Annotated in this window: 22 protein-coding genes; 20 read left to right on the forward strand and 2 right to left on the reverse strand. The window is 72.2% G+C overall.

Annotated features, from left to right (window positions below; translation table 11 throughout):
- The first annotated feature begins 85 nt into the window (after positions 1 to 85).
- From AC0NH5_RS29445 to AC0NH5_RS29530, 18 genes are all read left to right on the forward strand, one after another.
- Positions 86 to 883, forward strand: a complete 798-nt coding sequence (locus AC0NH5_RS29445; RefSeq protein ID WP_474409939.1) for an alpha/beta fold hydrolase — start codon at positions 86 to 88, stop codon at positions 881 to 883.
- Between the two features lie 29 nt (positions 884 to 912).
- Positions 913 to 3417: a SpoIIE family protein phosphatase gene (locus tag AC0NH5_RS29450; protein WP_474409940.1), complete on the forward strand. Its 2505-nt coding sequence runs from the start codon at positions 913 to 915 to the stop codon at positions 3415 to 3417.
- Positions 3414 to 3758, forward strand: a complete 345-nt coding sequence (locus AC0NH5_RS29455; protein ID WP_474409942.1) for an STAS domain-containing protein — start codon at positions 3414 to 3416, stop codon at positions 3756 to 3758. Before AC0NH5_RS29450 ends, AC0NH5_RS29455 begins: the two co-directional genes overlap by 4 nt.
- 20 nt (positions 3759 to 3778) lie before the next feature.
- Positions 3779 to 5722 carry a TIGR03960 family B12-binding radical SAM protein gene (locus AC0NH5_RS29460; RefSeq protein WP_474409945.1) on the forward strand — a complete coding sequence of 648 codons (1944 nt, stop codon included), beginning with the start codon at positions 3779 to 3781 and terminating at the stop codon, positions 5720 to 5722.
- A 52-nt stretch (positions 5723 to 5774) separates the two neighbouring features.
- Positions 5775 to 6515, forward strand: a complete 741-nt coding sequence (locus AC0NH5_RS29465) for a TIGR03936 family radical SAM-associated protein (protein WP_474409946.1) — start codon at positions 5775 to 5777, stop codon at positions 6513 to 6515.
- Between the two features lie 131 nt (positions 6516 to 6646).
- Positions 6647 to 9913, forward strand: coding sequence for an Rne/Rng family ribonuclease (locus AC0NH5_RS29470; protein WP_474409949.1), 3267 nt, complete (start codon positions 6647 to 6649; stop codon positions 9911 to 9913).
- A 109-nt stretch (positions 9914 to 10022) separates the two neighbouring features.
- Entirely contained in the window at positions 10023 to 10565 is a 543-nt protein-coding gene (locus AC0NH5_RS29475) for a hypothetical protein (RefSeq protein ID WP_474409951.1), read from the forward strand.
- 156 nt (positions 10566 to 10721) lie between these two features.
- A complete protein-coding gene (gene rplU / locus AC0NH5_RS29480; protein ID WP_474409953.1) occupies positions 10722 to 11036 on the forward strand; it encodes a 50S ribosomal protein L21 in 315 nt (104 codons plus the stop codon).
- A gap of 8 nt (positions 11037 to 11044) precedes the next feature.
- A complete protein-coding gene (gene rpmA / locus AC0NH5_RS29485; protein ID WP_474409955.1) occupies positions 11045 to 11302 on the forward strand; it encodes a 50S ribosomal protein L27 in 258 nt (85 codons plus the stop codon).
- Between the two features lie 186 nt (positions 11303 to 11488).
- Positions 11489 to 12997 (forward strand): GTPase ObgE, encoded by a 1509-nt coding sequence (obgE, locus tag AC0NH5_RS29490; RefSeq protein ID WP_474409956.1) that lies wholly within the window; start codon positions 11489 to 11491, stop codon positions 12995 to 12997.
- A gap of 57 nt (positions 12998 to 13054) precedes the next feature.
- On the forward strand, positions 13055 to 13507 hold the full coding sequence (locus tag AC0NH5_RS29495; RefSeq protein ID WP_474409957.1) for a GNAT family N-acetyltransferase: 453 nt from the start codon (positions 13055 to 13057) through the stop codon (positions 13505 to 13507).
- A 258-nt stretch (positions 13508 to 13765) separates the two neighbouring features.
- On the forward strand, positions 13766 to 16261 hold the full coding sequence (gene pepN / locus AC0NH5_RS29500; RefSeq protein ID WP_474409958.1) for an aminopeptidase N: 2496 nt from the start codon (positions 13766 to 13768) through the stop codon (positions 16259 to 16261).
- Between the two features lie 60 nt (positions 16262 to 16321).
- Positions 16322 to 17824, forward strand: a complete 1503-nt coding sequence (locus tag AC0NH5_RS29505) for a hybrid sensor histidine kinase/response regulator (RefSeq protein WP_474409959.1) — start codon at positions 16322 to 16324, stop codon at positions 17822 to 17824.
- A gap of 60 nt (positions 17825 to 17884) precedes the next feature.
- Positions 17885 to 18490 carry a nicotinate-nucleotide adenylyltransferase gene (gene nadD / locus AC0NH5_RS29510; protein ID WP_474409961.1) on the forward strand — a complete coding sequence of 202 codons (606 nt, stop codon included), beginning with the start codon at positions 17885 to 17887 and terminating at the stop codon, positions 18488 to 18490.
- 38 nt (positions 18491 to 18528) lie between these two features.
- Complete coding sequence (gene rsfS, locus AC0NH5_RS29515) at positions 18529 to 18933, forward strand: ribosome silencing factor (RefSeq protein ID WP_474409962.1); 405 nt, start codon at positions 18529 to 18531, stop codon at positions 18931 to 18933.
- Positions 18930 to 19559: a histidine phosphatase family protein gene (locus tag AC0NH5_RS29520; RefSeq protein ID WP_474409964.1), complete on the forward strand. Its 630-nt coding sequence runs from the start codon at positions 18930 to 18932 to the stop codon at positions 19557 to 19559. Before rsfS ends, AC0NH5_RS29520 begins: the two co-directional genes overlap by 4 nt.
- Before the next feature lie 53 nt (positions 19560 to 19612).
- Complete coding sequence (locus AC0NH5_RS29525; protein ID WP_474409965.1) at positions 19613 to 20005, forward strand: hypothetical protein; 393 nt, start codon at positions 19613 to 19615, stop codon at positions 20003 to 20005.
- Between the two features lie 29 nt (positions 20006 to 20034).
- The gene (locus AC0NH5_RS29530) at positions 20035 to 20880 is read left to right on the forward strand and encodes a DegV family protein (RefSeq protein WP_474409966.1); all 846 of its coding nucleotides are present in this window, start codon (positions 20035 to 20037) and stop codon (positions 20878 to 20880) included.
- A gap of 30 nt (positions 20881 to 20910) precedes the next feature.
- Here AC0NH5_RS29530 and AC0NH5_RS29535 read toward each other — a convergent pair whose 3' ends face one another.
- Both AC0NH5_RS29535 and AC0NH5_RS29540 read right to left on the reverse strand, forming a co-directional pair.
- Positions 20911 to 21966, reverse strand: coding sequence for a hypothetical protein (locus AC0NH5_RS29535; RefSeq protein WP_474409967.1), 1056 nt, complete (start codon positions 21964 to 21966; stop codon positions 20911 to 20913).
- 9 nt (positions 21967 to 21975) lie between these two features.
- Positions 21976 to 22854 carry a putative protein N(5)-glutamine methyltransferase gene (locus tag AC0NH5_RS29540; RefSeq protein ID WP_474409968.1) on the reverse strand — a complete coding sequence of 293 codons (879 nt, stop codon included), beginning with the start codon at positions 22852 to 22854 and terminating at the stop codon, positions 21976 to 21978.
- A gap of 107 nt (positions 22855 to 22961) precedes the next feature.
- Between AC0NH5_RS29540 and AC0NH5_RS29545 the strand changes: the two genes are divergently transcribed.
- Together AC0NH5_RS29545 and AC0NH5_RS29550 are read left to right on the forward strand one after the other, a co-directional pair.
- Positions 22962 to 24038 carry a ComEA family DNA-binding protein gene (locus AC0NH5_RS29545; RefSeq protein WP_474409969.1) on the forward strand — a complete coding sequence of 359 codons (1077 nt, stop codon included), beginning with the start codon at positions 22962 to 22964 and terminating at the stop codon, positions 24036 to 24038.
- Positions 24035 to 26602, forward strand: coding sequence for a ComEC/Rec2 family competence protein (locus AC0NH5_RS29550; protein ID WP_474409970.1), 2568 nt, complete (start codon positions 24035 to 24037; stop codon positions 26600 to 26602). The genes AC0NH5_RS29545 and AC0NH5_RS29550 overlap by 4 nt, the downstream gene beginning before the upstream one ends.
- The last annotated feature ends 30 nt before the right edge of the window (positions 26603 to 26632 follow it).

The raw sequence follows: 26632 nt of genomic DNA on the forward strand, positions 1-26632 counted from the left end.
GTCGTATGGTTACCCGGACCCGGCGCTACGCGACTCAGCGGCCGTAGTGCCCGGATCCCCTCGCCGCCGCCCTCGGAGGACTGAGATGAGAACCACCCAGCGGAACGCCGTCACCATGTCCGGGAACCCGGCCGGCCGGCCGATGATGTTCGCGCACGGGTACGGCTGCGATCAGAACATGTGGCGTCACGTCACGTCCGCCTTCGCGGACACCCACCGCATCGTGCTCTTCGACCACGTCGGCAACGGCCGGTCCGACCTGTCGGCCTACCGTGACGACCGCTATGCCAGCCTCCAGGGATACGCCGACGACGTTCTGGAGATCATTCACGAGCACGACCTGCGCGACGTGATCTTCGTCGGGCACTCGGTGAGCTCGATGATCGGCCTGCTGGCCGCCAACGAGGAACCGGAGCGTTTCGCCGGCCTGGTCATGATCGGCCCCTCGCCGCGGTACATCAACGACGACGCGGACGGCTATGTCGGCGGCTTCGGCCATGCCGACATCGAGGAGATGCTGGAGTCCCTGGACAGCAACTACCTCGGCTGGTCCAGCGCGATGGCTCCGGTGATCATGGGCAATCCGGACCGGCCCGAGCTGGGTGACGAGCTGACGAACAGCTTCTGCCGCACCGACCCGGCGATCGCCAAGAAGTTCGCCCGGGTCACCTTCCTCTCGGACAACCGGGACGATCTGTCCCGGTCCCGCGTCCCGGTGCTGATTCTGCAATGCTCGGACGATGTGATCGCGCCCACAGCGGTCGGGGAGTACGTCCACAAGAACATTCCGGGGAGCACGTTCGTGTCGCTGAACGCGACCGGGCACTGCCCCAACCTGAGCGCCCCGGGGGAGACGGTTGACGCGATCAAGTCCTGGTTGTAGACAGCGGGCATGATCGGCGGAGCAGTGGCGTGAGTGAGACTGGTGGGCCGGACGTGACACAAGAGTTACGACTGCCCTGGGACGACGATCCTGAGGATTTGTACGAGCACGCGCCGTGCGGATATCTCACGACTCTCCCGGACGGCACGATCGTTCGGGTCAACGAGACCTTTCTGACCTGGACCGGATATTCGCGGGCGGAGCTGATCGGGCACCGGCGGTTCCGTGACCTGCTCACTCCGGGCGACCAGATCTACCACGAGACCCATTACGCGCCGCTGCTCACCATGCAGGGCGAGGTGCACGAGATCGCGCTGGAGCTGGTCCGGGAGGACGGTCGCCGGCTGCCGACGCTGGTCAACTCGGTGCTCGAGCGTGGCCCCAACTCGTCGCCCCGGATCATCCGGACCATGGTGTTCAACGCGACCGAACGCCGCAGCTACGAGAAGGAGCTGCTCGCCGCCCGCCGTGCGGCCGAGGCCTCGGAGCAGCGCGTCCGGGTGCTCCAGCAGATAGTGGCCGACCTGTCGGCCGCGCCGACCCAGGCCGAGGTCGCCGAGGCGGTGGTCCGGGCGCCCGAGCCCGCCTTCGGGGCGGCGAGCAGCAGCATCTATCTGGTCGACGTGGAACGCGAACAGCTCGTCGCGGTCGCCTCCACCGACCCGACCACCGGCAACTGGGACGACATGCCGCGCTCCTCGCACCGGGCGGTCGCGGAGGTGGCCCGCCGCGGCGACCTGCACGTGGTCGCCTCGCTGGCCGAGGCCGACGAGCACTTCCCGGACCTGGCCGTGACGATGCGCCGATCCGGCCGGAACACGGTGGTGCTGCTGCCGCTGACCACCGGCCCGTCCGACGACTCCCACGGCCTTGTCGTGCTCGGCGTGCTGGCGTTCAGCTTCCGCGAGGAGCGGACGCTCAGTGACGGTGAGCTGCGAGTGATCCGCCTGCTCGGCCAGCAGGCCGGTCAGGCGCTGGACCGGGCACGCCTCTACGACGACACCCGCCGCCGCGAGGAGCGGGCGCTCTTCCTGGCCGGGCTGTCCGGTGCGCTGGACGAGGAGCACCGCCTGCTGCAGCGCGCCCGCCGCCTGGTCGACCGGATGGTGCCGGAGATCGCCGACTGGGCCGCCGTGCGGCTCCAGGTCGGCCCGGCCGGCCTGCTGGAGGACGCCGGCGGTCCGGCGCCCGACACCGAGCTGCTCGCCGCCCGGGTCGCCGAGGCGATCGCGTCGACCACGCCGATCTTCGCCACCGACGGTGACGGGCTGGGCTGCACGATCCTGCCGCTCACCGCCCGTGGCCGGGTGCTGGGCACCCTCGCCATGCGGATGACGCCGGATCCGCGGTACGCGGAGGCGGAGAAGCTCTTCCTCACCGACCTGGGCGACCGGGCCGGCCTGGCGCTGGAGAACGGCCGGCTCTACGAGCAGGAGCGCGCCATCGCGCGTACCCTGCAGCGCAGCCTGCTGGCCGCCGACGTGCCGGGCGGCGACTCGCGGTTCGCGGTGGAGACGTATTACCAGGCCGCGGCGCAGGATCTCGAGGTCGGCGGCGACTGGTTCGACGCCTTCATGATCACCTCGAACAAACTGGCCGTGGTGGTCGGCGACGTGGTGGGCCGGGGCATCGAGGCGGCCACCACGATGGGGCAGCTGCGCAGCGCGATCCGGGCACTCGCCTCGGCCGAGCACGGGCCGGCCCTGGTGATCGAGCAACTGGACCGGTTCTGCGAGCGGGTCGAGTCGGCGCGGATGGCCACCGTCGTCTACGCCGAGGTGGACCTGCTCAGCGGGGAGCTGGCGTACGCGTGCGCCGGTCACCTGCCCCCGCTGCTGCACGAGCCGGCCGGCTCCCCGCAATACCTTCTGCAGGCACGGTCCGCACCGCTCGGTTCCCGGGCCGGCGACCGGCGACGCACCGAGCAGCGGATCCGCCTGGCGCCCGGCAGCCGCCTGCTGCTCTACACCGACGGCCTGGTGGAACGCCGCACCCGGCCCATCGACCGCGGCTTCGAGGTGCTGGCCCGGGAGTACGCCCGGCGGCGCGACGCCCCGCTCAAGGGCCTGACCGCCGGCCTCGCCGACACCATGGTCGGCCGGGACCACGCCGACGACGTCTGCCTGCTCTGCCTGACGCTGGGCGCCGAGGAACGGCTGGAACGCTCGATCGGCGCCGACCCGCTGCAGATCGCGCTGCTCCGGGCCGACCTGCGCGGCTGGCTGATCGGGCACGCGGTGGACAGCGACTGCGTGAACGCGGTGCTGCTGGCCTGCTCGGAGGCGGTGGCCAACGCGATCGAGCACGGTTATCGGGACGACCCGTTCGGGGTGGTCGACGTCGCGGCCACGATCAGCGAGGATGCCGTGGAGATCCGGGTCAGCGACCGTGGCACCTGGCGTGGGCAGGGTGGTGAGGTCGTACCCGGCCGGGGATTGCAGTTGATCGAGGACTCGATGGACGAGGTCTTCATCGACCGTGGCGAGGGGACGACGGTCACCATGCGCCGGCACCGGGGAGGAGATCGGCAATGACCGACCATGGGGTCAGTTTTTCTCAGCGGGGTGTCGCGGAACTCGTTCATCTCAGGGGCGAGATCGACCTGGCGAACGCCAACGACATCGGCCGGGCGATCGTGGCCGGGATCAGCGACGCGGACGCGGTGGTGATCGACCTGACCGCGGTCTCGTTCCTGGACAGCGCGGGGGTGCGGCTGCTCGACCTGATCGTCGGAGACCTGGACGACCGGGGGAAGCCGATCAAGCTGGTGGTCGGGGAACGGGGCGCCGCCCGGATGACCCTGCAGCTGTGCGCGTTCCGCACCGACCTGCTGGCCACCGATCTGGAAAGGGCCGCGGCGGAACTCGGCTCCTGACCCGCGTACCCTGGAGACCCATGAGCGTGAGTTCCGTCTTCCCGCAGCTCGAGCAGCTGCTGCCCAGGGTCAGCAAACCGATCCAGTACGTGGGCGGCGAGCTCGGCGCCGTCGTCAAGGACTGGGACGCCACCACGGTGCGGTGGGCGCTGATGTACCCCGACGCGTACGAGGTCGGCCTGCCCAACCAGGGCGTCCAGATTTTGTACGAGGTGCTCAACGAGCAGGAGGACGTGCTCGCCGAGCGCACCTACGCGGTCTGGCCGGACCTCGAGGCGCTGATGAAGGAGAACGGCGTCCCGCAGTTCACCGTCGACGCGCACCGCCCGGTCAAGGCGTTCGACGTGCTCGGGCTGTCGTTCGCCACCGAGTTGGGTTACACCAACATGCTCAGCGCGCTGGACCTCGCCCAGATCCCGCTGAACAGCGCGGACCGGGACGAGAGCCACCCGATCGTGCTGGCGGGCGGGCACGCCAGCTTCAACCCGGAGCCGATCGCCGACTTCATCGACGCCGCCGTGCTCGGTGACGGCGAGGAAGCGGTCCTGGAGATCACCGGGATCATCCGGGACTGGAAGGCCGAGGGCCGCCCGGGCGGACGTGACGAGCTGCTGCTGCGTCTCGCCCGGACCGAGAGCATCTATGTGCCGCGTTTCTACGACGTGGACTACCTGCCCGACGGCCGGATCCAGCGCGTTGTGCCGAACCGGCCGGACGTGCCGTTCCGGGTGGCCAAGCGCACCACCATGGATCTGGACGCCTGGCCGTACCCGAAGAAGCCCCTCGTCCCGCTGGCTGAGACGGTCCACGAGCGGTACGCGGTGGAGATCTTCCGGGGCTGCACCCGGGGTTGCCGGTTCTGCCAGGCCGGCATGATCACCCGCCCGGTGCGGGAGCGGTCGATCACCACGGTCGGCCAGATGGTCAAGGAGGGCCTGGAGTTCTCGGGCTTCTCCGAGGTCGGCCTGCTCTCGCTCTCCAGCGCCGACCACTCGGAGATCGGCGACATGTGCTCCGGCCTGGCCGAGCAGTACGCGGACACCAACGTCTCGCTGTCGCTGCCCTCCACCCGGGTGGACGCCTTCAACATCGACCTGGCCCAGGAGCTGTCCCGCAACGGCCGGCGCACCGGACTGACCTTCGCCCCCGAGGGCGGGTCGGAGCGGATCCGCAAGGTCATCAACAAGATGGTCAGCAAGGAAGACCTGATCCGGACGGTCGTCACGGCGTACTCGAACGGCTGGCGGCAGGTGAAGCTGTACTTCATGTGCGGCCTGCCCACCGAGACCGACGAGGACGTCCTCGAGATCGCGCACATGGCGCACGAGGTGATCCGGGCCGGCCGGGAGGCCGCCGGCACCAAGGACATCCGCTGCACGGTGTCGATCGGTGGCTTCGTGCCCAAGCCGCACACCCCGTTCCAGTGGGCCTCGATGGAGCGCCCCGAGGTCATCGACGCCCGCCTCAAGATGCTCAAGCAGGAGATCAACAGCGACCGTTCGCTGGGCCGGGCGATCGGTTTCCGCTACCACGACGGCGAGCCGTCGCTGATCGAGGGCCTGCTCTCGCGCGGCGACCGCCGGGTCGGCAAGGTCATCCGCCGGGTCTGGGAGAAGGGCGGCCGGTTCGACGGCTGGTCCGAGCACTTCTCGTACTCCCGCTGGGTGGAGGCCTGCGCCGAGGTGCTCCCGGAGTTCGGGGTGGACCTGGACTGGTTCACCACCCGGGAGCGCGACGAGCTCGAGGTGCTGCCCTGGGACCACCTGGACTCCGGTCTGGACAAGGACTGGCTCTGGCAGGACTGGCAGGACTCGAAGAGCGAGTACGAGCAGGACGACTGCCGCTGGACCCCCTGCTTCGACTGTGGTGTCTGCCCGTCCATGGACACCGAGATCCAGATCGGCCCGACCGGCAAGAAGCTGCTCCCTCTCACACCCGTAAACAACCTGCGGGTTCCTGCATAGGAGAAGGACCATTCCCCCCAAGAACCAACCCGTGGGCGGTCAGGCCCCGGTCGTGCAGCGGATCCGCCTGCGGTACGCCAAACGCGGTCCGCTGCGCTTCACCTCACACCGTGACTTCGCTCGCGCCTTCGAGCGGGCGTTGCGGCGTGCCGCTGTGCCGATCGCGTTCTCCCAGGGCTTCACCCCGCACCCCAAGATCTCGTACGCCAGCGCGGCACCGACCGGCGTCGGCAGCGAGGCGGAGTACCTGGAGATCGGCCTGCAGGCGCCGGTCGACCCGGAGCAGTTGCGGGTCGCGCTGGACGCTGCTCTCTCGCCCGGCCTGGACATCCTCGAGGCGGTGATCGCCACCGAGGGCGGTGGGGGGCTGGCCGACCGGATCGACGCGTCGCACTGGCGGCTGGAGCTGCCGGAGGTCGAGCCGGCAACCGCCAAGGACGCCGTCGCTGCTTTCCTGGCGGCGCCGGAAGTCCTGGTGGAGCGCATGACGAAGCAGGGAAAGCGCACCTTCGACGCGCGTGTGGCAGTGAAGAGCCTCACGGTTGAGGGCGAGCCCGACCTACCTTCCGGGGCCACGGGAGTACCGTGTGCGATAATCGACCTTGTCGTACGGCAGGTAACGCCCGCCGTGCGGCCCGATGACGTCCTTTCCGGCCTGCGCGTGGTGGCTGGCCTGGAGCCGCCGGTGCCCCCCAGGGTGACCCGGCTGGCCCAGGGCTCCCTTACCGCGCAGGGGGAGATCGTCGATCCGTTGGACGCGGATCGCGAGGATGTCGGCATCGGAGGGCGCTGACCGGTTCCGGTCGGCGTTCGTTGGCAGACTTCGGAAGCTCGGCCGGACACGGCCGGGCCCGGAACACTTGCAGCGATCCTGCGTGGCAGCGCTTACCCGCGCCCGGGGTCGCTAGAACTGGAGAGCGCCCCATGCTCGATAACGAGCCCCCAGTCAACCTGGGAGATCAGGGCGGTGAACGGGACGGTGCAGTCACGCCGCCCGCAGATGCCGCCACCGGCACCACCCCGGCACGCCGGACGCGGGCACCGCGCCGCAAGGCCGCCGCGCCACCGCCGGAGCCCGGCGGTCCGGAAGCCGGCGCCGAACCGGGCGCCGGCATCGAGGCCGCCGCGGCGTCGGAGGCCGTCGCCGAGGCGCCTCCCCCGCCGGTGAAGAAGGCGACGCGCGCCCGGCGTAAGGCAGCCGCCCCGGCTGCTGCCGCCGAGCCGGCCCCTTCGCCGGCCGCCGAGACCCCGGCCGTGGACACCCCGGCGCCCGCCGAGGCGGCTTCCCCGCCGGTCGAGGCCACCGAGGCGGCTCCCGCGCCGGTGAAGAAGGCCACCCGGGCCCGCCGCAAGAAGGTCGAACCCGAGCCGGAGCCGGCTCCGGTCGAGGTGCCGGCCGCCGAGGTGCCCCCGGCCGCCGCGCCGGAGGCCGTGACCGAGGCCATCGACGAGACCGACGACGAGGACGAGGCCGCCCTGATCGCGGAGGCCGCGGCCCGCGCCGCCGGTGTCCCGGTCGTCGGGATCCTGCCGCTCGACGACGACTTCATCGAGGAGGAGCCCGTCCGCGCCCCCCGGACGCGTCGTGCCGCGCTTCCCCCGGCAGTGCTCTTCATGCCGCCGGAGGCGACCGAGACCGAGCCCGCGCCGCCGGTGAGCCGGCGCCGCCGCGGGGCCGCGGCCGCCGCCGAGCCCGTCGAGACGCCCGCTCCCGCCGAGCCGGCGGAGGTCGTGGCCGAGGAGGAGCCCGTCGAGGGCGCCCGCCGCAGCCGGCGTCGCCGCCGGAGCGCGGCCGAGGAGCCCGCCGAGGTCGAGGCCACCGAGACGATCGCGCCGCAACCGGTGCTCGAGGAGCCCGACGAGAGCTCCGACGACGTCGAGGACGGCGTCGACGACGAGGGCGACGACGATGACGAGGCCGGCGCCCGCCGCCGGCGCCGCCGCGGCCGCCGTGGCCGGGGCCGGGGCAAGGGCCCGTCCGACGAGGCCGACGACGCCGACGGCGACCCGGAGTCCGAGGAGGGTGCCGAGGCATCGGCCGACGGCGAGGACGAGGACGACGAGGCCGACGACACCGAGGGCGACGCCGAGGGTGTCACCCGCCGCCGGCGCCGCCGCCGTCGCAAGGGCTCCAGCGGGGACGGCGAGGCCGGCGGCATCGAGGACGGCGTGCACACCGTGGTGCGGGTGCGCGAGCCGCGCCGCAGCGACGAGGTGCAGGGCGTCTCCGGCTCGACCCGGCTCGAGGCCAAGCGCCAGCGCCGCCGGGACGGCCGGGAGCAGCGCCGGACCCGCCCGCCGATCCTCAGCGAGTCGGAGTTCCTGGCCCGCCGGGAGGCCGTGGACCGCGTCATGGTGGTCCGCCAGAAGCAGGACCGCACCCAGATCGCTGTTCTCGAGGACGGCATCCTGGTCGAGCACTACGTGTCCCGGGCCACCTCGGGCACCATGGTCGGCAACGTCTATCTCGGCAAGGTGCAGAACGTGCTGCCGAGCATGGAGGCCGCCTTCGTCGACGTGGGCCGGGGCCGCAACGCCGTGCTCTACGCCGGTGAGGTCAACTGGGACGCCACCGGTCTCGAGGGCCGGGCCCGCTCGATCGAGCAGGCGCTGCGTTCCGGTGACTCGGTGCTGGTGCAGGTCACCAAGGACCCGATCGGCCACAAGGGCGCCCGGCTCACCAGCCACATCGCGCTCTCCGGCCGGCACCTGGTCTATGTGCCGAACGGCAACGCCTCCGGGATCAGCCGCAAGCTGCCGGACAACGAGCGCAAGCGTCTGCGGGACATCCTGAAGAAGCTGGTGCCTGACGGCGCCGGCGTGATCGTCCGGACCGCGGCCGAGGGCGCCAGCGAGGACGAGCTGGCCCGCGACGTCAAGCGGCTGCAGGCACAGTGGGAGGACATCCAGGCCAGGGCTGCCGAGGGCAACGCCCCGCGGGCCCTGTCCGAGGAGCCGGACCTGGTCATCCGGGTCGTGCGGGATCTGTTCAACGAGGACTTCCGCGAGCTTGTCGTGCAGGGCGAGCAGGCGTACGCCGAGGTGGAGAACTACCTCGACTCGGTCTCCCCGGACCTGGTGGAGCGGCTGCGCCGGCACACCGGCACGGCGGACGCCTTCGCCGAGTGGCGCATCGACGAGCAGATCCTCAAGGCGCTGGACCGCAAGGTCTTCCTGCCCTCCGGTGGTCACCTGGTGATCGACCGGACCGAGGCGATGACCGTCGTCGACGTCAACACCGGTAAGTACACCGGCGCCGGCGGCAACCTGGAGGAGACGGTCACCCGCAACAACCTCGAGGCGGCCGAGGAGATCGTGCGCCAGCTGCGGCTGCGCGACCTCGGTGGCATCGTGGTGATCGACTTCATCGACATGGTGCTGGAGAGCAACCGCGAGCTGGTGCTGCGGCGGCTCACCGAGTGCCTGGGCCGGGACCGGACCAAGCATCAGGTCACCGAGATCACCTCGCTGGGTCTGGTGCAGATGACCCGCAAGCGGATCGGTGCGGGCCTGCTCGAGGCGTTCAGCGAGACCTGTGACCACTGCAAGGGCCGGGGCCTGCTGATCCACCCCGAGCCGGTGCCGGAGAAGCGGAGCGGCGGCAGCGGGGCGGCCACCCTGAAGCAGGTGGCGTCGGCGCCGCGGACCGAGGCGCCGGCGGTGCAACCCCAGCAGCCGTCCGGCAAGCAGCGGCGCCGCCGCGGTGGTGGCGGTGGCGAGAGCGCCCCGGTCGTCGAGGAGACGCCGGTCGCCGAGGAGACGCCGGTGGCCGAGGCCGGCCCGGTGACCCAGGCCGCGCCGGTGACCGAGTCGGTGGCCGAGCCGGTTCCGGTGGCTGAGGCGGGTCCGGTGGCCGAGGTTGCCGAGGCGCCGCCGGCCGCGCAGGCGGTCGCCGAGACCGGTGAGCCGGTCACCGGCTCCGGCATCGTGCGCGTGGCCGCCAAGCCGGCGGTCAATGCCGCGGATGACGAGGACGACTACGACATCAGCGGGTACGACCTGTCCCGCTACGAAGCGCCGGTGGCGAACAGCGCCGGCCACGACCCGGCCGAGCCGATGCAGTTGGTGAGCTCCGACGACCCGGACGCGGCCGAGGACGACGAGGACGAGGACGACGAGCCGGTGGGTGCCGGGACGGGCGCCCGGCGTCGCTCCCGGCGGGGCGGTACGCGGCGGCGTACCCGGCCCTGACCTCCGCGGACACGGCACCGTAGTTAGCTGTAAAGAAAGTTAACTACGGGGCCGTGTGATCCGTTACTCTCTCCGGGATCGATCCCCGTCCCCCGAGGAGAGCGAAGCCATGCGCCGCACCCTTGTCGCCGCTGTAGGGCTGTCTGCCCTGCTCCTGACCGGCTGCTCCAGCGACGAGCCGAAGGCCGCGTCCGCGCCGGCTCCGGCGTCGCCGGCCGCCGCCGATGCCGCCGCCCCCACGGCCGACGCCGAGGGCGGCGCCACGGCCGACGCCGGCGCTCCGGCCGCCGCGGACGCCGCTGCCGGTGACGCCGCACTGTCCAAGGACACCGACGCCATCTGCGAGCAGGCGTCGCGGACCAGCATCGCCTTCGGCAAGACCTTCGCCGAGGACTCCCGGCTGCTCGCGAAGGCCGCCAAGCAGGGTGGTCAGGCCGAGGCCGAGGCGAAGCAGAAGGCCTCCCGTGACGTGGAGAACTACTCCTACGCCCTGCTCGACATGTCCGGACTGGCTGCCGACGCCCAGGTGAAGAAGGCGCTGGCCACGATGGGTGACCAGGTGGAGGCGCTGAAGGGTGATCTCGACAAGATCACTGACAAGAGGCTCGCCAAGCTGCGGGCCACGCTGGACAAGGCCTGCGGCCGGAGCTAGACCAGGCCGGTTTGGGTCTGGGCCCGCCGATGAAGTAGGCTTGCCGACGGCGCTTTTTCGGCGCCTGTTCCGTGCGCGCCCAACCGCGCCGCCGGATCCCCAAGCAGTATCCGCCAGCAGTCTTCCGGCTGCGTAAGTCTCAGGGAGTCCGCGTCGATGTACGCGATCGTCAAGACCGGCGGCAAGCAGTACAAGGTTGCCGAGGGCGACGTGATCGAGGTCGAGAAGCTCGCGGGTGCGCCCGGCGATGCCCTCAAGCTCGCCGCAGTCCTCCTCGTCGACGGTGACAACCTGGTGACCGATGCGGCCAAGCTTGCCAACGTGACGGTGTCCGGCGAGATCGCCGAGCACACCAAGGGTCCGAAGATCCGGATTCACAAGTTCAAGAACAAGACCGGCTACCACAAGCGCCAGGGGCACCGCCAGCCGCTGACCCGCGTCAAGGTGACCGGCATCTCCAGCGGGAAGTAGGCGCAGCCATGGCTCACAAAAAGGGTGCTTCCAGCTCGCGTAACGGCCGTGACTCCGCCGCCCAGCGGCTGGGTGTGAAGCGGTTCGGTGGCCAGCTGGTCAGCGCCGGCGAGATCCTGATCCGTCAGCGTGGGACCAAGTTCCACCCGGGCGACCTGGTCGGCCGCGGCGGCGACGACACGCTGTTCGCGCTGGCGGCCGGCAACGTGCTGTTCGGCACGTCCCGCGGTCGCAAGACCGTCAGCATCGTGCCGGTCGCGGAGTAGATTTCCTCTACAGCGGGCCGTGGACCCTCGGGTCCGCGGCCCGCTGTCGTTTCTCGGTTCACCGTGTGGTGACTCGGGGCGCCCGGTGCACCCCACGTCACCACACGAAGTCTCGGTTCGCTGTGTGGTGACTTCAGGTGCCCAGCGCACCCCACGTCACCACACGGAATCTCAGTAGGAGTCGAAGTGACCACGTTCGTCGACCGGGTAGTACTGCATCTCCAGGCAGGTGACGGTGGGCACGGCTGCGTCTCCGTGCACCGGGAGAAGTTCAAGCCGCTCGGCGGGCCGGACGGCGGCAACGGTGGGCACGGCGGCAGCATCACCCTGGTGGTGGACCCGCAGCAGCACACCCTGCTGGACTTCCACTTCCACCCGCACGTCAAGGCGACCAACGGCGGCGGTGGCGCCGGCTCCAACCGCGACGGCGCGAACGGCAAGGACCTGATCCTCAAGGTGCCGAACGGCACCGTCGTGCAGGCCGAGGACGGCGAGGTGCTGGCCGACCTGGTCGGCGCCGGGACCGAGTTCACCGTGGCCCGCGGCGGCCGCGGCGGCCGCGGCAACGCCTCGCTGGCGAACACCCGGCGCAAGGTGCCCGGCTTCGCCGAGCTGGGTGAGCCGGGCGACCGGCTGGACGTGGTGCTGGAACTGAAGAGCGTCGCCGACGTCGGTCTGGTGGGTTTCCCGTCGGCCGGCAAGTCGTCGCTGATCTCGGTGATGTCCGCGGCCAAGCCGAAGATCGCCGACTACCCGTTCACCACGCTGGTGCCGAACCTCGGCGTCGTGCAGGCGGGTGACGAGACGTTCACCATCGCCGACGTGCCCGGCCTGATCCCCGGCGCGGCCACCGGCAAGGGCCTGGGCATGCAGTTCCTGCGGCACATCGAGCGCACCTCGGTGCTGGTGCACGTACTGGACGCGGCGGCGCCGGAGATCGAGCGCGACCCGCTGGCCGACCTGGACGCGATCGAGGCCGAGTTGTCGGCGTACGGCGGGCTGGAGGACCGCCCCCGTCTCGTGGTGCTCAACAAGATCGACATCCCGGACGGCCGGGACCTCGCCGAGATGGTCCGGCCCGATCTGGAGGCCCGCGGCTACCGGGTGTTCGAGATCAGCGCGGTGACCCGCGAGGGCCTCAAGGAGTTCTCCTTCGCGCTGGCGAAGCTGGTCGCCGAGAACCGCGCCGCCAAGCCGGTCGAGGAGGCCACCCGCATCGTGATCCGCCCGCGGGCGGTCGACGACGCCGGGTTCACCGTGGAGCAGGACGCGGAGGGCGTGTTCGTGGTCCGCGGCACCCAGGTGGAGCGCTGGGTCCGGCAGACCAACTTCGACAACGACGAGGCCGTGGGTTACCTGGCCGACCGCCTGGAGCGTCTCGGCGTGGAGGCGGAGCTGGCCAAGAAGGGCGCACAGCCCGGCGACCCGGTCCGGATCGGCGAGCGCGAGTTCGACTGGCAGCCCAGCGCGGGCGAGTACGTGACCGGTCCGCGTGGCACCGACGCCCGCCTGGAGGAGCTCACCGGCCGTGCCAGCGCCGCGCAGCGCCTGGCCGCGCGCAAGGCCCGCCGGGTCCGCAAGGACGACGAGGTCCTGCAGATGTCCGCGGACGGCACGGTGTCCACGGTGTCGAACACGCACATGCCGGTGCTGGTCACGGACGACGATGACGACGACGAGGACACCGGCGAATAGGGAATCGGCCAGATCGTCGCAACCCTCTAGAAACGGTCGTCACCTAGAGTCACCTGTGTGCTGATCGAATCCCGTCCCTCGTTGGACCCCGAACTGGCCACCCTCGTCACCGCCCAGCAGCGGGAGGTGTCGGGGGCCGGCGCCGGGTCCGGGGACCGGATGTTCGAGCCGCAGGACGACGTCGCCTATCTGGTCGGTCTCGTCAACGGCCGGGCTGTCGCCTGCGGCGGCTGGCGTGCCCTCGGCATCGGCGCCGCCGAACTGCAGCGCATGTACGTGCGCCCGGCGTACCGGGGCCGAGGTCTGGCCCGGCAGATGATCGTCGCGATCGAGGAGGAGGCGCTCGCCGCGGGACGTCCGGTGATCCGGCTCAGCGCCGGCATCCACCTGGCCGCGGCGATCGCCCTCTACCAGTCCTCGGGGTACGACCAGATCCCGGCCTTCGGCGACCACGCCGGGCACCCGCACCGCCTCTGCTTCGAGAAACGGCTGCCCGCGCTGGTCCAGTAGGCCGATGGCCCGCCGGGCCCGGCCGACCGTCGCCGCGGCGGTGGGCCGCACCCGGTCGGCGCCCTCGGCCAGGACCTTCCGCACGTCGGGCGGGTCGAGCAGGCCGATCCGGCCGGTGCCGGTGGTCTTGCTCATCTTGGTGATGAGGCCGGCCAGGTCCATCACGGGCGCAGAGCGCCCAGGCTAGCAGAGACGATCGGTGCCTCAGTGGCGCGCGCTTGCGCAGGTAGCGCTCCACCGGCAGGCATGATGGTCGTCATGCCGACCCTGACCCGTGCCGAGGCCGCCGAGCGAGCGTCCCTCGTCGACGTCGAGGAGTACCACGTAGACCTGGACCTCACCGGGGACGGCGACACGTTCCGCTCCCGGACTGTGGTCCGCTTCCGCGCCCGGGCCGGCGCCGCGACGTTCCTCGAGTTCGAGCCGGCTGAGATCAACGCGATGACGGTGAACGGCGAGCCGGTGCCGGCCGCCGCGGCGACCGGCGAGCGGCTGCTGCTGACCGGCCTGGCCGAGCGCAACGAGCTCGTCGTGGACGCCCAGATGCGGTACTCGAACAACGGCGAGGGCCTGCACCGCTACGTGGACCCGGCGGACGGCAACGTCTACCTGTACCAGCACCTGTTCATCAACAACGCCGGCCGGGTGCTGCCCAGCTTCGACCAGCCCGACCTGAAGGCGTCGTTCCGGGTGAGCGTCACCGCGCCGCCGGAGTGGCTGGTGGCGACGAACGGCCCCCTGCTGTCCCGGGACGGCGGGCGCTGGGAGTTCGCCCCGACCCAGCGGATCTCCACCTACCTGGCCACGCTGATCGCCGGCCGCTATTACGCGCTCACCGACTCCCACGACGGGGTGCCGCTCGCGCTCTACGTCCGCGCCGCGCTCGCCGAGCAGCTGGACGCCGAGGCGCCGGAGATCTTCGAGATCACCAAGCAGTGCCTGGACCGGTTCCACGAGATGTTCGCGATCCGCTACCCGTTCGGCCACTACCAGCAGGCGTTCGCGCCGGAGTTCAACTTCGGCGCGATGGAGTACCCCGGCCTGGTCGTGTTCCGGGACGAGATGATCCCGCGGTCCGCGGTCACCGAGAGCGAGCGGGAACACCGGGCCAACGTGATCGCCCACGAGATGGCGCACATGTGGTTCGGCGACCTGGTGACCATGAAGTGGTGGGACGACCTGTGGCTCAACGAGTCGTTCGCGGAGTACCTGGGCACCCGGGTCACCGCCGAGGCCACCCGTTACCGGGGGACCTGGACCACGTTCGCCATGCACCGCAAGGCCTGGGGGCTGCGCGCCGACCAGCGGCCCTCCACCCACCCGGTGGCGCCGTCGCAGGTGTCCGACACCGACGAGGCGCTGCTGAACTTCGACGGCATCTCGTACGCCAAGGGCGCCGCCGTGCTCAAGCAGCTGGTCGCCTGGCTCGGTGACGACGCGTTCCTGTCCGGGCTGAACGCACACTTCGCGGCGCACGCGTACGGCAACGCGACCCTGGCCGACCTGCTCGGCGCCCTCTCCGCGGCCAGCGGCCGGGACCTCTCCGCCTGGGCCGAGGTGTGGCTGCGGCGCGCGCAGGTCAACACGCTGCGCGCCGAGGTGACCACCGACGGCGGCAACTACGCCGAGGTCGCGGTGGTGCAGACCGCGCCGGACGAGCATCCGACGCTGCGGCCGCACCGGATCGGCATCGGGCTGTTCGACGCGGGGCCGGGCGGCGCGGTGGTACGCCGTAAGCACGTGGAGGCCGAGCTGGACGCGTCCGGTCGTACCGTGATCACCGAACTCACCGGTGAGCCGGCGGCCGACCTGCTGCTGCTCAACGACGGTGACCTGACCTATGCGAAGGTCCGCCTCGACGAGGAGTCGGCCGCCGGCGTGCCGCTGCTGCTGCCCCTGCTCGACGACTCGCTGGCCCGTGCGGTGATCTGGGCCGCCGGGCTGGACGCCGTGGTGGACGGCGAACGGCCGGTCGCCGAGCTGGTCACCCTGGTGCTCGCGGCGCTGCCGGCGGAGACCGAGGTGGTGATCGTCGAGGACGTGCTGCGCGCCACCCGGGGGCTGGTCGACCGGTACGCCACCCCGGAGACCCGGCCCGCCGTCCTGGAGTTGCTCGCCCAGGCCGCCGACCGGCTGCTCGTCGCATCGCCGGCCGGCAGCTCCCGGCAGCTGGCGGCGGCACGCGGCCTGATCGGCGCCACCGCCGAGACCGCCCGCCTGCGCGGCTGGCTCGACGGCGAGTACGTGCCCGAGGGCCTGGCCGTCGACGCCGACCTGCGCTGGCTGATCCTGTACCGGCTCTGCGTGCTCGGCGGGGCCGGCCACGACACCATCGACGCCGAGCTGGACACCGACCGCAGCGCCAGCGGCGAGCAGTGGGCGGCCCGCTGCCGTGCCGCGCTGCCGGACGCCGTGGCCAAGGAGACCGCCTGGTCGGCCGTGGTCGGCGACGCCTCGCTGTCGAACCGGCTGGCCGAACTCACCGCGGCCGGGTTCTGGCACCCGGAGCAGCTCGACCTGCTGATCGGGTACGCCGAGCGGTACTTCGCCGAGATGCCGGAGATGATGCGCGTGCGCAGCGGCATGAGCGCCGAGCGGACCGCTATCGCGGCGTACCCCGACGTGGCGGTCTCGGCACGGACCCGGCAGCTGGCCGCCGGGCTGCTGGCCCGCCCGGACCTGAACCCCATCCTGCGCCGCGTGGTGCAGGACGCCGACGACGACATGCGCCGGGCGCTCAACGCCCGCGGTTGACCCGATTCGCCCCGCCTTCACCCTTCCGATTTCGTAGCCTGAGGCTACGGGGGTGTATGCGTGGAGTGGTCGGCGGAGTTGTCCAGCGGTCTGCTGCAGGCCGCGCCGGACGCGATCCTGGTCATCGACGGCGAACGGGTCGTGCTGATCAACGACCGGGCCGAGCAGATGTACGGGTGGCCGCGGTCCGAGCTGATCGGGCAGCCCGTCGAGGTGCTGCTGACCGACGCCTCCCGGGTGATCCGGTCGGAACGGCACCGGTTGTTCGCGGAGAGCCCGCCCGGCTCGATCGGCACGGTGACGACCACCGCCCGGCGCCGGGACGGCACCGAGTTCCCGTGCGAGTCCTCCACCACGATCGTGGAGACCCCGCAGGGCCGGCTGGCTGTCGCCGTGGTGCGCGACATCAGCGAGCGGGTGCACGCCGAGCAGGAGCGGGAACGGCTGCGCGCCGAGGCGCACACCCACCGCAGCCGGCGCCTGGAGAGCCTCGGCCAGCTGGCCGGCGGCATCGCCCACGACTTCAACAACATGCTCGGCGTGATCCTCAACTACGCCAGTTTCGTGATCGAGGAGGCGGAGTCGCCGGAGCCGGACGTCTCGATGATCGTGGCCGACGCGCAGCAGGTGGTCCGCGCCGGCAAGCGCGGCACCGACCTCACCCACCAGCTGCTCGCCTTCGCCCGCCGGGAGGTGGTGCGCCCCCAGCCGGTCGACCTCAACGCGCTGATCGCCGAGGTGCAGGACCTGCTCCGCCGCACACTCGGGGAGCACATCACGCTGATCTTCCGGTCCGCCCCGCATCTGCCGACGGTGACCTGCGACCCCAGCCAGATCGAGCAGATGCTGGTCAACCTCGCGCTGAACGCCCGGGACGCGATGCCGTCCGGCGGCAACCTGGTGATCGACACCGGGGCCCTGGACGACCGGGTCCGGCTGCGGGTCTGCGACTCCGGCTCCGGCATGCCCGCCGACGTGCTGGACCGCGCCTTCGAGCCGTTCTTCACCACCAAGGGCAACGGTGAGAGCACCGGTCTCGGCCTGGCCACGGTCTACGGGATCGTCACCCAGGCCGGTGGCGACGTCACCATCGCCAGTGAGGTCGGCCTCGGCACCACGGTGACCGTGCTGCTGCCGGTCGGCGCCGCCGAGGCGCCGGAGGAGGCGGCCGCCGAGCCGGCCGCGACCGGTGGGCACGGCGAGACGCTGCTGGTCGTCGAGGACGAGGACGCCCTGCGGGACGTGGCCGGGCGGATCCTGTCCGGCGCGGGATATCACGTGCTCTCGGCGGAGGGCGGCGCGCAGGCGCTGGAGCTGGCCGCCCGGCACGAGGGCGAGATCGATCTGCTGGTCAGCGACGTGGTGATGCCCGGAATGCTGGGCAAGGAGCTGGCCGAGCGGCTGGTGACGGCCCGCCCGACGACCCGGGTGCTCTACATGTCCGGGTACGCCCAGCCGGTGCTGGCCTCGCAGGGCACCCTGGACCCCGGCGTGGCGCTGCTGGGTAAGCCGTTCACCGCCGACGACCTGCTGGCCGCCGTCCGAGCCCGCCTGGACGGTTGATCTCCCCATCCGACCGCCCCGCCACCGCCCCTGACCGGAATCAAACGATATTCTTCTGCGATGTCCGGACGGCGCGTGGGAATCATGGGTGGCACCTTCGACCCCATCCACCACGGTCACCTGGTCGCGGCGAGCGAGGTGCAGGCCCGCTTCGACCTGGACGAGGTGATGTTCGTCCCCACCGGCCAGCCGTACGAGAAGGGCCGCGTCTCGCCGGCCGAGGACCGGTACCTGATGACGGTGGTGGCCACCGCCTCGAACCCGCGGTTCCACGTCAGCCGCGCCGACATCGACCGGGACGGCCCCACCTACACCGTCGACACGCTGCGGGACATGCGCGCGGTCTACGGCCAGTCCGCCGAGCTTTACTTCATCACCGGCGCCGACGCGCTCTCCCGGATCCTGTCGTGGAAGGACGCGCTGACCATGCTCCGGCTGGCGCACTTCATCGGTGTGACCCGTCCGGGCTTCGAGCTCTCCAAGGCGCATCTGCCGGCGGAGAGCGTGACTCTGGTCGAGGTGCCGGCCCTGGCCATCTCGTCCAGCGACTGCCGGGAACGGGTCGCCGAGGGGCTGCCGGTCTGGTACCTCGTGCCGGACGGTGTCGTGCAGTACATCAACAAGCGGGGCCTCTATCGGGACTCGGGCGTTGCCGCTCCGATGTGAGACGCTTGAAGCACTGACACCCGACCGAGGGGACTCTTTTGCCCGTCACCGAACGCGCTCTGGAACTCGCGCTGACGGCCGCTCAGGCCGCCGCCGACAAGAAGGCGCAGGACATCTCCATCATCGACGTCGCCGATCAGATCTACCTCACGGACGCGTTCGTCATCGCTTCGGCGTCGAACGAGCGTCAGGTGGTCTCGGTCGTCGACGCCATCGAGGAAGCGCTCCTCAACCTGCCGGAGAAGGCCAAGCCGGCCCGGCGTGAGGGTGAGCGGCAGGGCCGATGGGTCCTGCTGGACTACGTCGACATCGTGGTCCACGTCCAGCACGTCGAGGAGCGCGAGTTCTACGCGCTCGACAAGCTCTGGAAGGACTGCCCGAGCATCCCGTTCGTGGACCGGGACATGGTCGACGCCGGGGCCCCGGCCACCGAGGCGCCGTGACCCGGGTCATCGTCTGGCGGCACGGCAACACCGACTGGAACGCCGGCCACCGCGTGCAGGGGCAGACCGACGTGCCGCTCAACGACCTGGGCCGGCGGCAGGCGGCCGAGGCCGCGGAACTGATCGCCCGGACCCGTCCGGACGCGATCGTCTCCAGCGACCTGAGCCGGGCCGCCGACACCGCCGCAGCGCTCGCCGCGCTGACCGAGCTGCCGGTCAGCGCCGACAAGCGGCTGCGGGAGCGCTACTTCGGCGCCTGGCAGGGTCTGACCATGACCGAGGTGGCCGCGCGCCGGCCCGACGAGCACGCCCGCTGGACGGCCGGCGAGGACGTCGTCGGCGGCGACGTGGAAACCCTGGACGAACTGGGTAAACGGGTCTGCGACGCGATCCAGGACGCGGCTCTGCTGGCGCCCGGCGGCACAGTCGTGGTGGCCACCCACGGCGCCGCGGCCCGGCAGGGCGTCGGGCATCTGCTCGGCTGGCGGCAGGAACAGCTGCGCACCCTGCGGGCCCTGCAGAACTGCCACTGGGTGGAGCTCACCGACGACCCGGTCCGAGGCTGGCAGCTCGGGGCGTACAACGTGGGGGTCTTCACCGACCGCCCGGTTCCGCCGCCGGTCTGAGGTTCCCCTCCGGCGGCGGGGAACCACCGGTGATCCGGTAACGTCCAAGGACCATGTTGATCCGTCGAAGCGTTCTCCCCGCCGCGCTGTTCCTGGCGCTGGCCGCCGGCTGCGCGAACAACACCACCGACGCGGGCGCGCCCGCACCGGCACCCTCCGCCGATCTCCCCTCGGCCTCGCCCGAGCCCACCGGTGAGTCGCCGGCGGCCTCCGCGCCGGCCGGGGCGACCACCATCACCGGCACTGTCCGCCAGGGCGTCGAGCCCGGCTGTCTGCTCCTCAAGGACGGCGCCGGCGACCATCTGCTGATCTTCCAGGACAAGGCGATGGAGTCGTCGGTGAAGGCCGGCAGCGAGATCACCGTCGTCGGCAAGGCCGAGAGCGGCCTGATGACCACCTGCATGCAGGGCGAGCCGTTCGTGGTCTCCTCCGTGGCCACCAACTGATCCGCAGGTTCATCAAGTACCTTGCGTGCATGACCATCGCGGTCGTGACCGACTCCACGGCGTACCTGCCGGCCGAACTGAGCGGCACATATGACCTGACCATCGTGCCGCTCACCGTGGTTGTCAACGGCTGGGACGGCCTGGAGGGCCTGGAGATCTCGCCCGCCGAGATCGCCCGAGCGCTCGGCACCCGGCGGGTCGCCGTCAGCACGTCCCGGCCCGCGCCGTCCCAGTTCGCCGCCGTCTACCGGCGGCTGCTCGACGCCGGCGCCGACGGCATCGTCTCGGTGCACCTGTCCGCGAAGCTGTCCGGCACGTTCGAGGCGGCCGAGCTGGCTGCGGCCGAGATCGGCGACCGGGTGCGGGTCGTCGACAGCGGGACGGCAGCGATGGGGCTGGGCTTCCCCGCCCTGGCGGCGGCCACCGCGGCGGCCAACGGAGACGATCTCGATGCGGTACGCGCTGTCGCGCTCGACCATGCGCGCAGAGTGACGACCTTCTTCTACGTGGACACGCTGGAGTTCCTGCGGCGCGGCGGCCGGATCGGCGCGGGCGAGGCCCTGCTCGGCACCGCCCTGTCGGTGAAGCCGATCCTGCACGTGCTCGGCGGCGAAGTCGTCGTCCGGGACAAGGTGCGCACGGCGGGGCGCGCGCTGACCCGGCTCGTCGATCTCGCGGTGGAGGCGGCGGGCGACGGTGAGGCCGACGTCGCGGTGCACCACCTCGGCACGCCGGACCGGGCGTCGGCGCTGGTCGACGCGATCAGCACGCGGCTCGGCGAGCGGCTGCGGGACTGCTATCTGACCGAGGTGGGCGCGGTGGTCGCCGCGCACACCGGGCCGGGCCTGGCCGGCGTGGTCGTGCACCGGCGCTGAACGGCCGGCCTTCGCCGCCCGTGTGCGGCGTCAGGCCTTCGGCCAGGCGCTTGCCGACCAGCGTGCCGGTTCGATGCCCTCGACCCGGCGCAGATGGCGTTCGATCTCCGGCCACGGCACCACCCGGTCCCCGATCTGCACCTCGTCCGCCCGCGGCAGCAGCACGGGCTTGTTCTGCTCCCACACCGCGCACGTGCGCCACCCCTCCGCCGGTGAGCCGGTCAGCACCAGCGGTGCCAGCGGCTCGGTGGAGTCGACGGCCTGACGGGCGTACTCACTGACGGCCAGGACGCGTTCGGCGCGCTGGACCAGGTGGTGCAGCGGATGGCCGGGCGGCGCCGGATAAGGGACCGTGCAGCCCTGCGCGTCACCCGTGTACGCCATCGGGCTGAGCCCCCGCGCCGAGCGCAGGAAGAACTCCTCGGCCTGGGCGAACAGGCCCGGCAGGTGATCGCTGCCGTCGGCGGTGACCAGCAGGGTGCCCCGATCCGGGGCGAATGCGACGGGCACCCCGCCGACCTGCTCGGCAAGCCGGCCCAGCCAGCCCTCCAGCAGCAGATGCGAGGTCCAGTAGGCGTCACCGTCGTCGACGAACCGCACCACCGTCGGACCCTTCGCCACGCCGTGCAGCACCGCGCCGGTGAGGTTGGCGCGGGCGGTCGCATGGACCCGGGCGGCCGACACCCGCCAGGCGGCCAACTGGGCCGCAGTCACGTACGTCATGGTGTCCGGCTGATCGACCACGACGAACTCGGACAGGAACGGCATGGCCGGGCGACGCAGCGGCGCGCCCGGCGTGACGCCGCGCAGCACCGGCCGCAGCAGCGGCGCGGCCTGCGACCACTCGCCCGGCAGGCCGGGGCTCTGCAGCAGGCCGGTGATGAAGCCGTCCAGCTGCCGGCGCCGGTACCGCCCGGTCAGCAGCGGCTCGAGCTGGACGATGGCCGTCTCCAGGTCGCTGGGCGCGGTGAACCGGATCTCGAAGGCGCGGGCGTGATAGCGGGCGTCCTTGACACCGGCACGGCGCAGACGCCGCAGGACCCGGCCGGCCAGTCTGGCTCGGGCGATCCTTCGCATGAGGCCCATGGGTCCGTCCTACTTCCGCCGCGCGGTGCTCACGGTGGCGTCGTTCTGCCGTGCGGTGCTCACGGCGGTGTCGTTCTGCCGTGCGGTGCTCACGGTGGCGTCCTTCTGCCGTGCGGTGATCACGAAGGCGTCGAGATCGTCGTCTCTCTCGACGGTCGCGGTCAAGAGGTTCCCGCCGGCGATCGCGAGAGCGGTGTCGATCTGGGTCTCGGTGATCTCGGACAGCAGCAGGCCGGTGGGGGAGAGCCAGTCGCCGGCCCCGGCAGCGACGGCCCGGAAGATCGTCAGCCCGTCGTCGCCGCCGTCCAGGGCGGTGCGGGGCTCGTGGTCACGGGCCTCGGCGGGCAGGAACGGCAGATGCCGGGTCGCCACGTAAGGGACGTTGGCGAGAAGCAGGTCGACGCGGCCGCGCAGCCCCGGCGGAAGCGCTTCGAAGAGATCTCCCTGATGTACGGCGGCTGTCTCGTTGCCCGGCCGTGCCAGATTGTCCCGGGCGCAGGCCACGGCGACCGGATCCAGATCGCAGGCGTGCAGGGTGATGCCGGGAACCCGATGCCGGACCGCCAGCCCGAGCGCGCCGGAGCCGCAGCACAGATCCACCACCAGGCCGTCCGGCGGGACCGCGGCAGCGCCGAGCCGGACCAGCAGCTCGCTGCGCACCCGGGGCACGAAGACGCCGGGACGCAGCCGGACCCGCACCCCGCAGAAATCCGCGTGCCCGACCACCTGTTCGAGGGGCTCACCGGCGGCGCGCCGCTCCACCAGCGCGGCGAGCGCCACGTCGTCCGCCGCTGCCTCGATCAGCACGGCCGCCTCGTCCTCGGCGAACACACAGCCCGCCGCCCGCAGCCGGGAAACGGTCGTGGCCAGGGCGTCGGTCGACTTCACGGGCAGTCCTTTAGCACGATGACGGCGGGCTGGGCGGTTATCCACAATGACGCGCTGTCCACAGGGACGCGGGCAGCGGGCCGGCTGAGTTCCTACCTTCTCCAAGCGTGCGAGAGGCGAAGGATAACGGTGACGCCGTCGGGGCGCGGCTCCGGGCGGTGCTCGACGCGGACGCGGACGAGTCGGTGCCGGCCGACGGCGGGCCGGTCAGCTGGGACGACCTGTTGCCGGGGTGGTCCGAGGAGGACCTGGCGGGGGATGGTCGCCCTTTCGGGGGATCGCCCGCGGGTGGGCGGGCGGAGGATGGCGGGTCCGGCGGCGGCTCGCCGGGGTCGTCTCCGGGCGGGCGGGATGACGCCGGGCCGGCTTATGCGTGGGACGGGAAGCGGTTGTCCGCTTCCGAGGGGCCCGCCAACGCCGTGTTCCTCGACCCGGCGGCTCCTCGGGTGCGGCCTGCGTCCGCGGGCCTGAGCGGGGCGGGCGCGTTCGGCGGGGACCGGCGGTCCTGGCTGCATGCCTTTGATCCCGGCCGGCGGGGTGTGCGGGCGTTGGCTCTTGTCGCGCTGGTCGTGGTCGTCGTCGCTGCCTTCCTGGCGTGGCGGGCGCGGCCGAGAGTCGACGAGGTCACGTCTCCGGCGATCGCGGGCGCCGATGCGGTCGAGGTGGGCCCTGTCTCGGGCGGTGCGGGCGCCGTTCCCGGCGCGGGCCCGGTGCCGAGCGCTGGTTCTGCTGCGGATGTGGGCGAGGTCGTGGTCGCGGTGGGCGGGAAGGTGCGCAAGCCCGGCCTGGTCCGCCTCGCGCCGGGTGCCCGGGTGGCCGACGCGCTGACCGCTGCCGGTGGCGCCCAGCCGGGTGTGGACGTCGCGATGCTGAACCTGGCGCGCAAGGTCGTCGACGGCGAGCTGATCATGGTAGGGGTCTCCGTGGCGCCGGGTGCCGGCCCGATGGCCGGAGCCGTCCCGGGAGCGCCGCCGCCCGCGACGCCCGGGGCGCTGGTCAACCTGAACACCGCCACGATGGCTGACCTCGATCAGTTGCCGGGCGTCGGGCCGGTCCTGGCGCAACGGATCCTGGACGCCCGCACCGCCCAGGGCGGCTTCCGCGCGGTCGGTGACCTCCGCAAGGTCGACGGCATCGGTGACGCGCGGTACGAGCAGTTGAAGGACCTGGTGACGGTCGGATGACCGAGCCTGGTCAACGCCGTGTGCCGGACCTGCGGCTGGGCGGCTTCACCGTCGGGACGTGGCTCTCCGCACTGGCTGCCCTCCACCTGCCCGCCGCTGCCGGGACGGTGGTCGGTGTGGTGGCCTTAGTCGTCGCGATCAGCCTCCTGCTGTACCGCCCTCGCGCCGCATCCCACCCCGGCGCCGCCTCTCACGTCGGCGCCGCCGCCCACCTCGGTGCCGACGCCTCCGTGGCCGGCGGTCACGCCGTCCGGCGTAGCCCTTTTGCCTTCCTCGCAGGTGGTGGCAGACCTTTGCGCCGGCGCCGTCGTGGGGCGGCGCCGGCCGCTTCTTCGGCGGTGGGGGTGCGGAGTGGCCGGGTGGCGCCTGCCGGTTTTCTGGCGGGCGTTTCGGCGGCGGGCGTGCGGTGGATCGGGGTGGCGGTGGCGCTCGGCGTCGGGTGCGGGGCGATCGCCACCGCGGCCCGGGTGTCGGTTCGCGAAGCGCCGGCCCTGGTGGCGCTGCTGGAAGCCAGGGAGCCGGTGCGGGTCGAGGTGATCGTCCGGGACGACCCGCGGCTGCTGCCCCGCACCGCCGGGCCGCCCACCTATCTGGTCGCCGTCGAACTGCGGTCCGTGCAGCCTGAGGAGGGTCCGCTGGTGCGGCTCTCCGCGCGGGCGCTCGTCCTCGGCGCGCACCCGGGCTGGCGCGGCCTGCTGCCGGGCCAGCGCGTCGCCGTCAGCGGCCGGCTTCAGGAGCCTCGCCCCGGTGACCTGCGGGCGGCAGTGATCTCGGCGCGCAAGCCCCCGGCCCCGATCGGGCGGCCGTCCTGGGCGCAGCGGGCGGCGGACGTGCTGCGCGCCGGCCTGCAGCGCGCCTGCGCCCCGCTGCCGGACGAGCCCGGCGGCCTGCTGCCCGGCCTGGTGGTCGGCGACACCAGCCGGCTGGACCCGGCCCTGGAGGAGGACTTCCGGACCACCGGGATGACGCACCTGACGGCCGTCAGTGGCACCAACGTGGCGATCGTGGTGGGCGTGGTGCTGTTCCTGGTGCGGCGGGCGCGGGCCGGACCGTTGCTCTGCGCGGTGGTGTGCGGGGTGGCGCTGGTGGGGTTCGTCATTCTGGCGCGGCCGTCACCGAGCGTGGTCCGGGCGGCCGCGATGGGCGCCATCGGGCTGCTCGGCCTGGCCGCCGGGCGGCCCCGGGCGGCGGTGCCGGCCCTCGCGGCCGGTGCCGCGGTGCTTCTGGTCGCGGATCCCGAGCTCGCGGCCGACCCCGGTTTCGCCCTGTCCGTGCTGGCCACCTCGGGACTGCTGCTGCTCGCACCGGCCTGGCGGGACGGACTCCGCCGGCACGGTTGGCCGGCCGGTGCCGCCGAAGCCCTCGCGGTGCCCGCCGCGGCGCAGGTGGCCTGCGGTCCGGTGGTGGCCGCCATCTCCGGGACGGTGAGCCTGGTCTCGGTGCCGGCCAACCTGGTCGCGGTCCCGGCGATCGCCCCGGCCACGCTGCTCGGCGTGGGCGCGGCGGTGGTGTCCCCGGTGTGGCCGGCGGGGGCCGAGTTCCTCGCCTGGCTGGGGCACTGGCCGGCCCGGTGGCTGGTGCTGGTCGCGCACACCGGCGCGCGGGTTCCGGCCGGCGCGCTGCCGTGGCCCGAGGGTGCGGCCGGTGGGCTGCTGCTCGCGGGCCTCACGATTGCCTTTCTGGTGGCGGCGCGCCGGGTTGTCGTACGCCGGATCGCCCTGGTCGTTGCTCTGGCGGCCATGCTCGGCTCGCTGCCGGTGCGGATGCTCGCCCCGGGGTGGCCGCCGCCGGGCTGGCTGGTGATCGCCTGCGCGGTCGGTCAGGGTGACGCTGTGGTGCTGCCCGCGGGGGACGGCCGGGCAGTCGTGATCGACGCCGGTCCGGAGCCGCACGCCGTCGATCATTGCTTGCGCCGCCTGGGCGTACGGGAGGTGGTGTTCCTGGCGGTCAGTCACTTCCACGCCGACCACGTCGGCGGCGTCGCCGGAGTGTTCCGCGGCCGCCGGGTGGCCGCGGTGATCGGCCCGGACTGGCCGGAGCCGGTGGGCGGCCGGGCCGACGTCGAGCGTGCGGCGGCCGGAGCCGGGATCGCGGTGCGGGCGGTGCGGCCGGGATGGTCCGCCACGGTGGGTGCGCTCCGCCTGCAGGTGCTCGGGCCGCTCGAACCGCTGCGCGGCACCAACTCCGACCCGAACAACAACTCGCTGATCCTGCTGGCCACGATCGGCGGCCGGACGGTGCTGCTGCCCGGCGACGCGGAGACGGAGCAGCAGGACGACCTGATGGCGGTGGTGGGCGCGGAGGGCGTACGAGCGGATGTCTTGAAGGTCTCTCATCACGGCAGTGCTCTGCAGTCGGTGGAGATGCTCGACGCGGTGCGGCCCGCGGTGGCGTTGGTGTCGGTGGGCAGGGACAACGATTACGGTCACCCGAATCCCGGGGTGCTGGGCAGGTTGGGGCGGGGTGGAGCGCGGATCGTCCGCACCGACGAGTCGGGAGACGTGGCAGCGGTCGCGGCGGGAGACGGATTGGCGGTGGCGGCTCGCGGTGACCCGCCCGCTTAGAGGCCGGCCTGTCGACGACACGCGCGGATG

The sequence above is a fragment of the Actinoplanes sp. 13 genome (assembly GCF_056134165.1).

Bases quoted from the DNA above. Each gene is read 5' to 3' on its own strand.
- AC0NH5_RS29445 (WP_474409939.1), top strand. From the start codon at position 86: ATGAGAACCACCCAGCGGAACGCCGTCACCATGTCCGGGAACCCGGCC.
- AC0NH5_RS29455 (WP_474409942.1), top strand. From the start codon at position 3,414: ATGACCGACCATGGGGTCAGTTTTTCTCAGCGGGGTGTCGCGGAACTC.
- AC0NH5_RS29460 (WP_474409945.1), top strand. From the start codon at position 3,779: ATGAGCGTGAGTTCCGTCTTCCCGCAGCTCGAGCAGCTGCTGCCCAGG.
- AC0NH5_RS29470 (WP_474409949.1), top strand. From the start codon at position 6,647: ATGCTCGATAACGAGCCCCCAGTCAACCTGGGAGATCAGGGCGGTGAA.
- AC0NH5_RS29475 (WP_474409951.1), top strand. From the start codon at position 10,023: ATGCGCCGCACCCTTGTCGCCGCTGTAGGGCTGTCTGCCCTGCTCCTG.
- rplU (WP_474409953.1), top strand. From the start codon at position 10,722: ATGTACGCGATCGTCAAGACCGGCGGCAAGCAGTACAAGGTTGCCGAG.
- rpmA (WP_474409955.1), top strand. From the start codon at position 11,045: ATGGCTCACAAAAAGGGTGCTTCCAGCTCGCGTAACGGCCGTGACTCC.
- pepN (WP_474409958.1), top strand. From the start codon at position 13,766: ATGCCGACCCTGACCCGTGCCGAGGCCGCCGAGCGAGCGTCCCTCGTC.
- nadD (WP_474409961.1), top strand. From the start codon at position 17,885: ATGTCCGGACGGCGCGTGGGAATCATGGGTGGCACCTTCGACCCCATC.
- AC0NH5_RS29525 (WP_474409965.1), top strand. From the start codon at position 19,613: ATGTTGATCCGTCGAAGCGTTCTCCCCGCCGCGCTGTTCCTGGCGCTG.
- AC0NH5_RS29530 (WP_474409966.1), top strand. From the start codon at position 20,035: ATGACCATCGCGGTCGTGACCGACTCCACGGCGTACCTGCCGGCCGAA.
- AC0NH5_RS29535 (WP_474409967.1), bottom strand. From the start codon at position 21,966: ATGGGCCTCATGCGAAGGATCGCCCGAGCCAGACTGGCCGGCCGGGTC.
- AC0NH5_RS29550 (WP_474409970.1), top strand. From the start codon at position 24,035: ATGACCGAGCCTGGTCAACGCCGTGTGCCGGACCTGCGGCTGGGCGGC.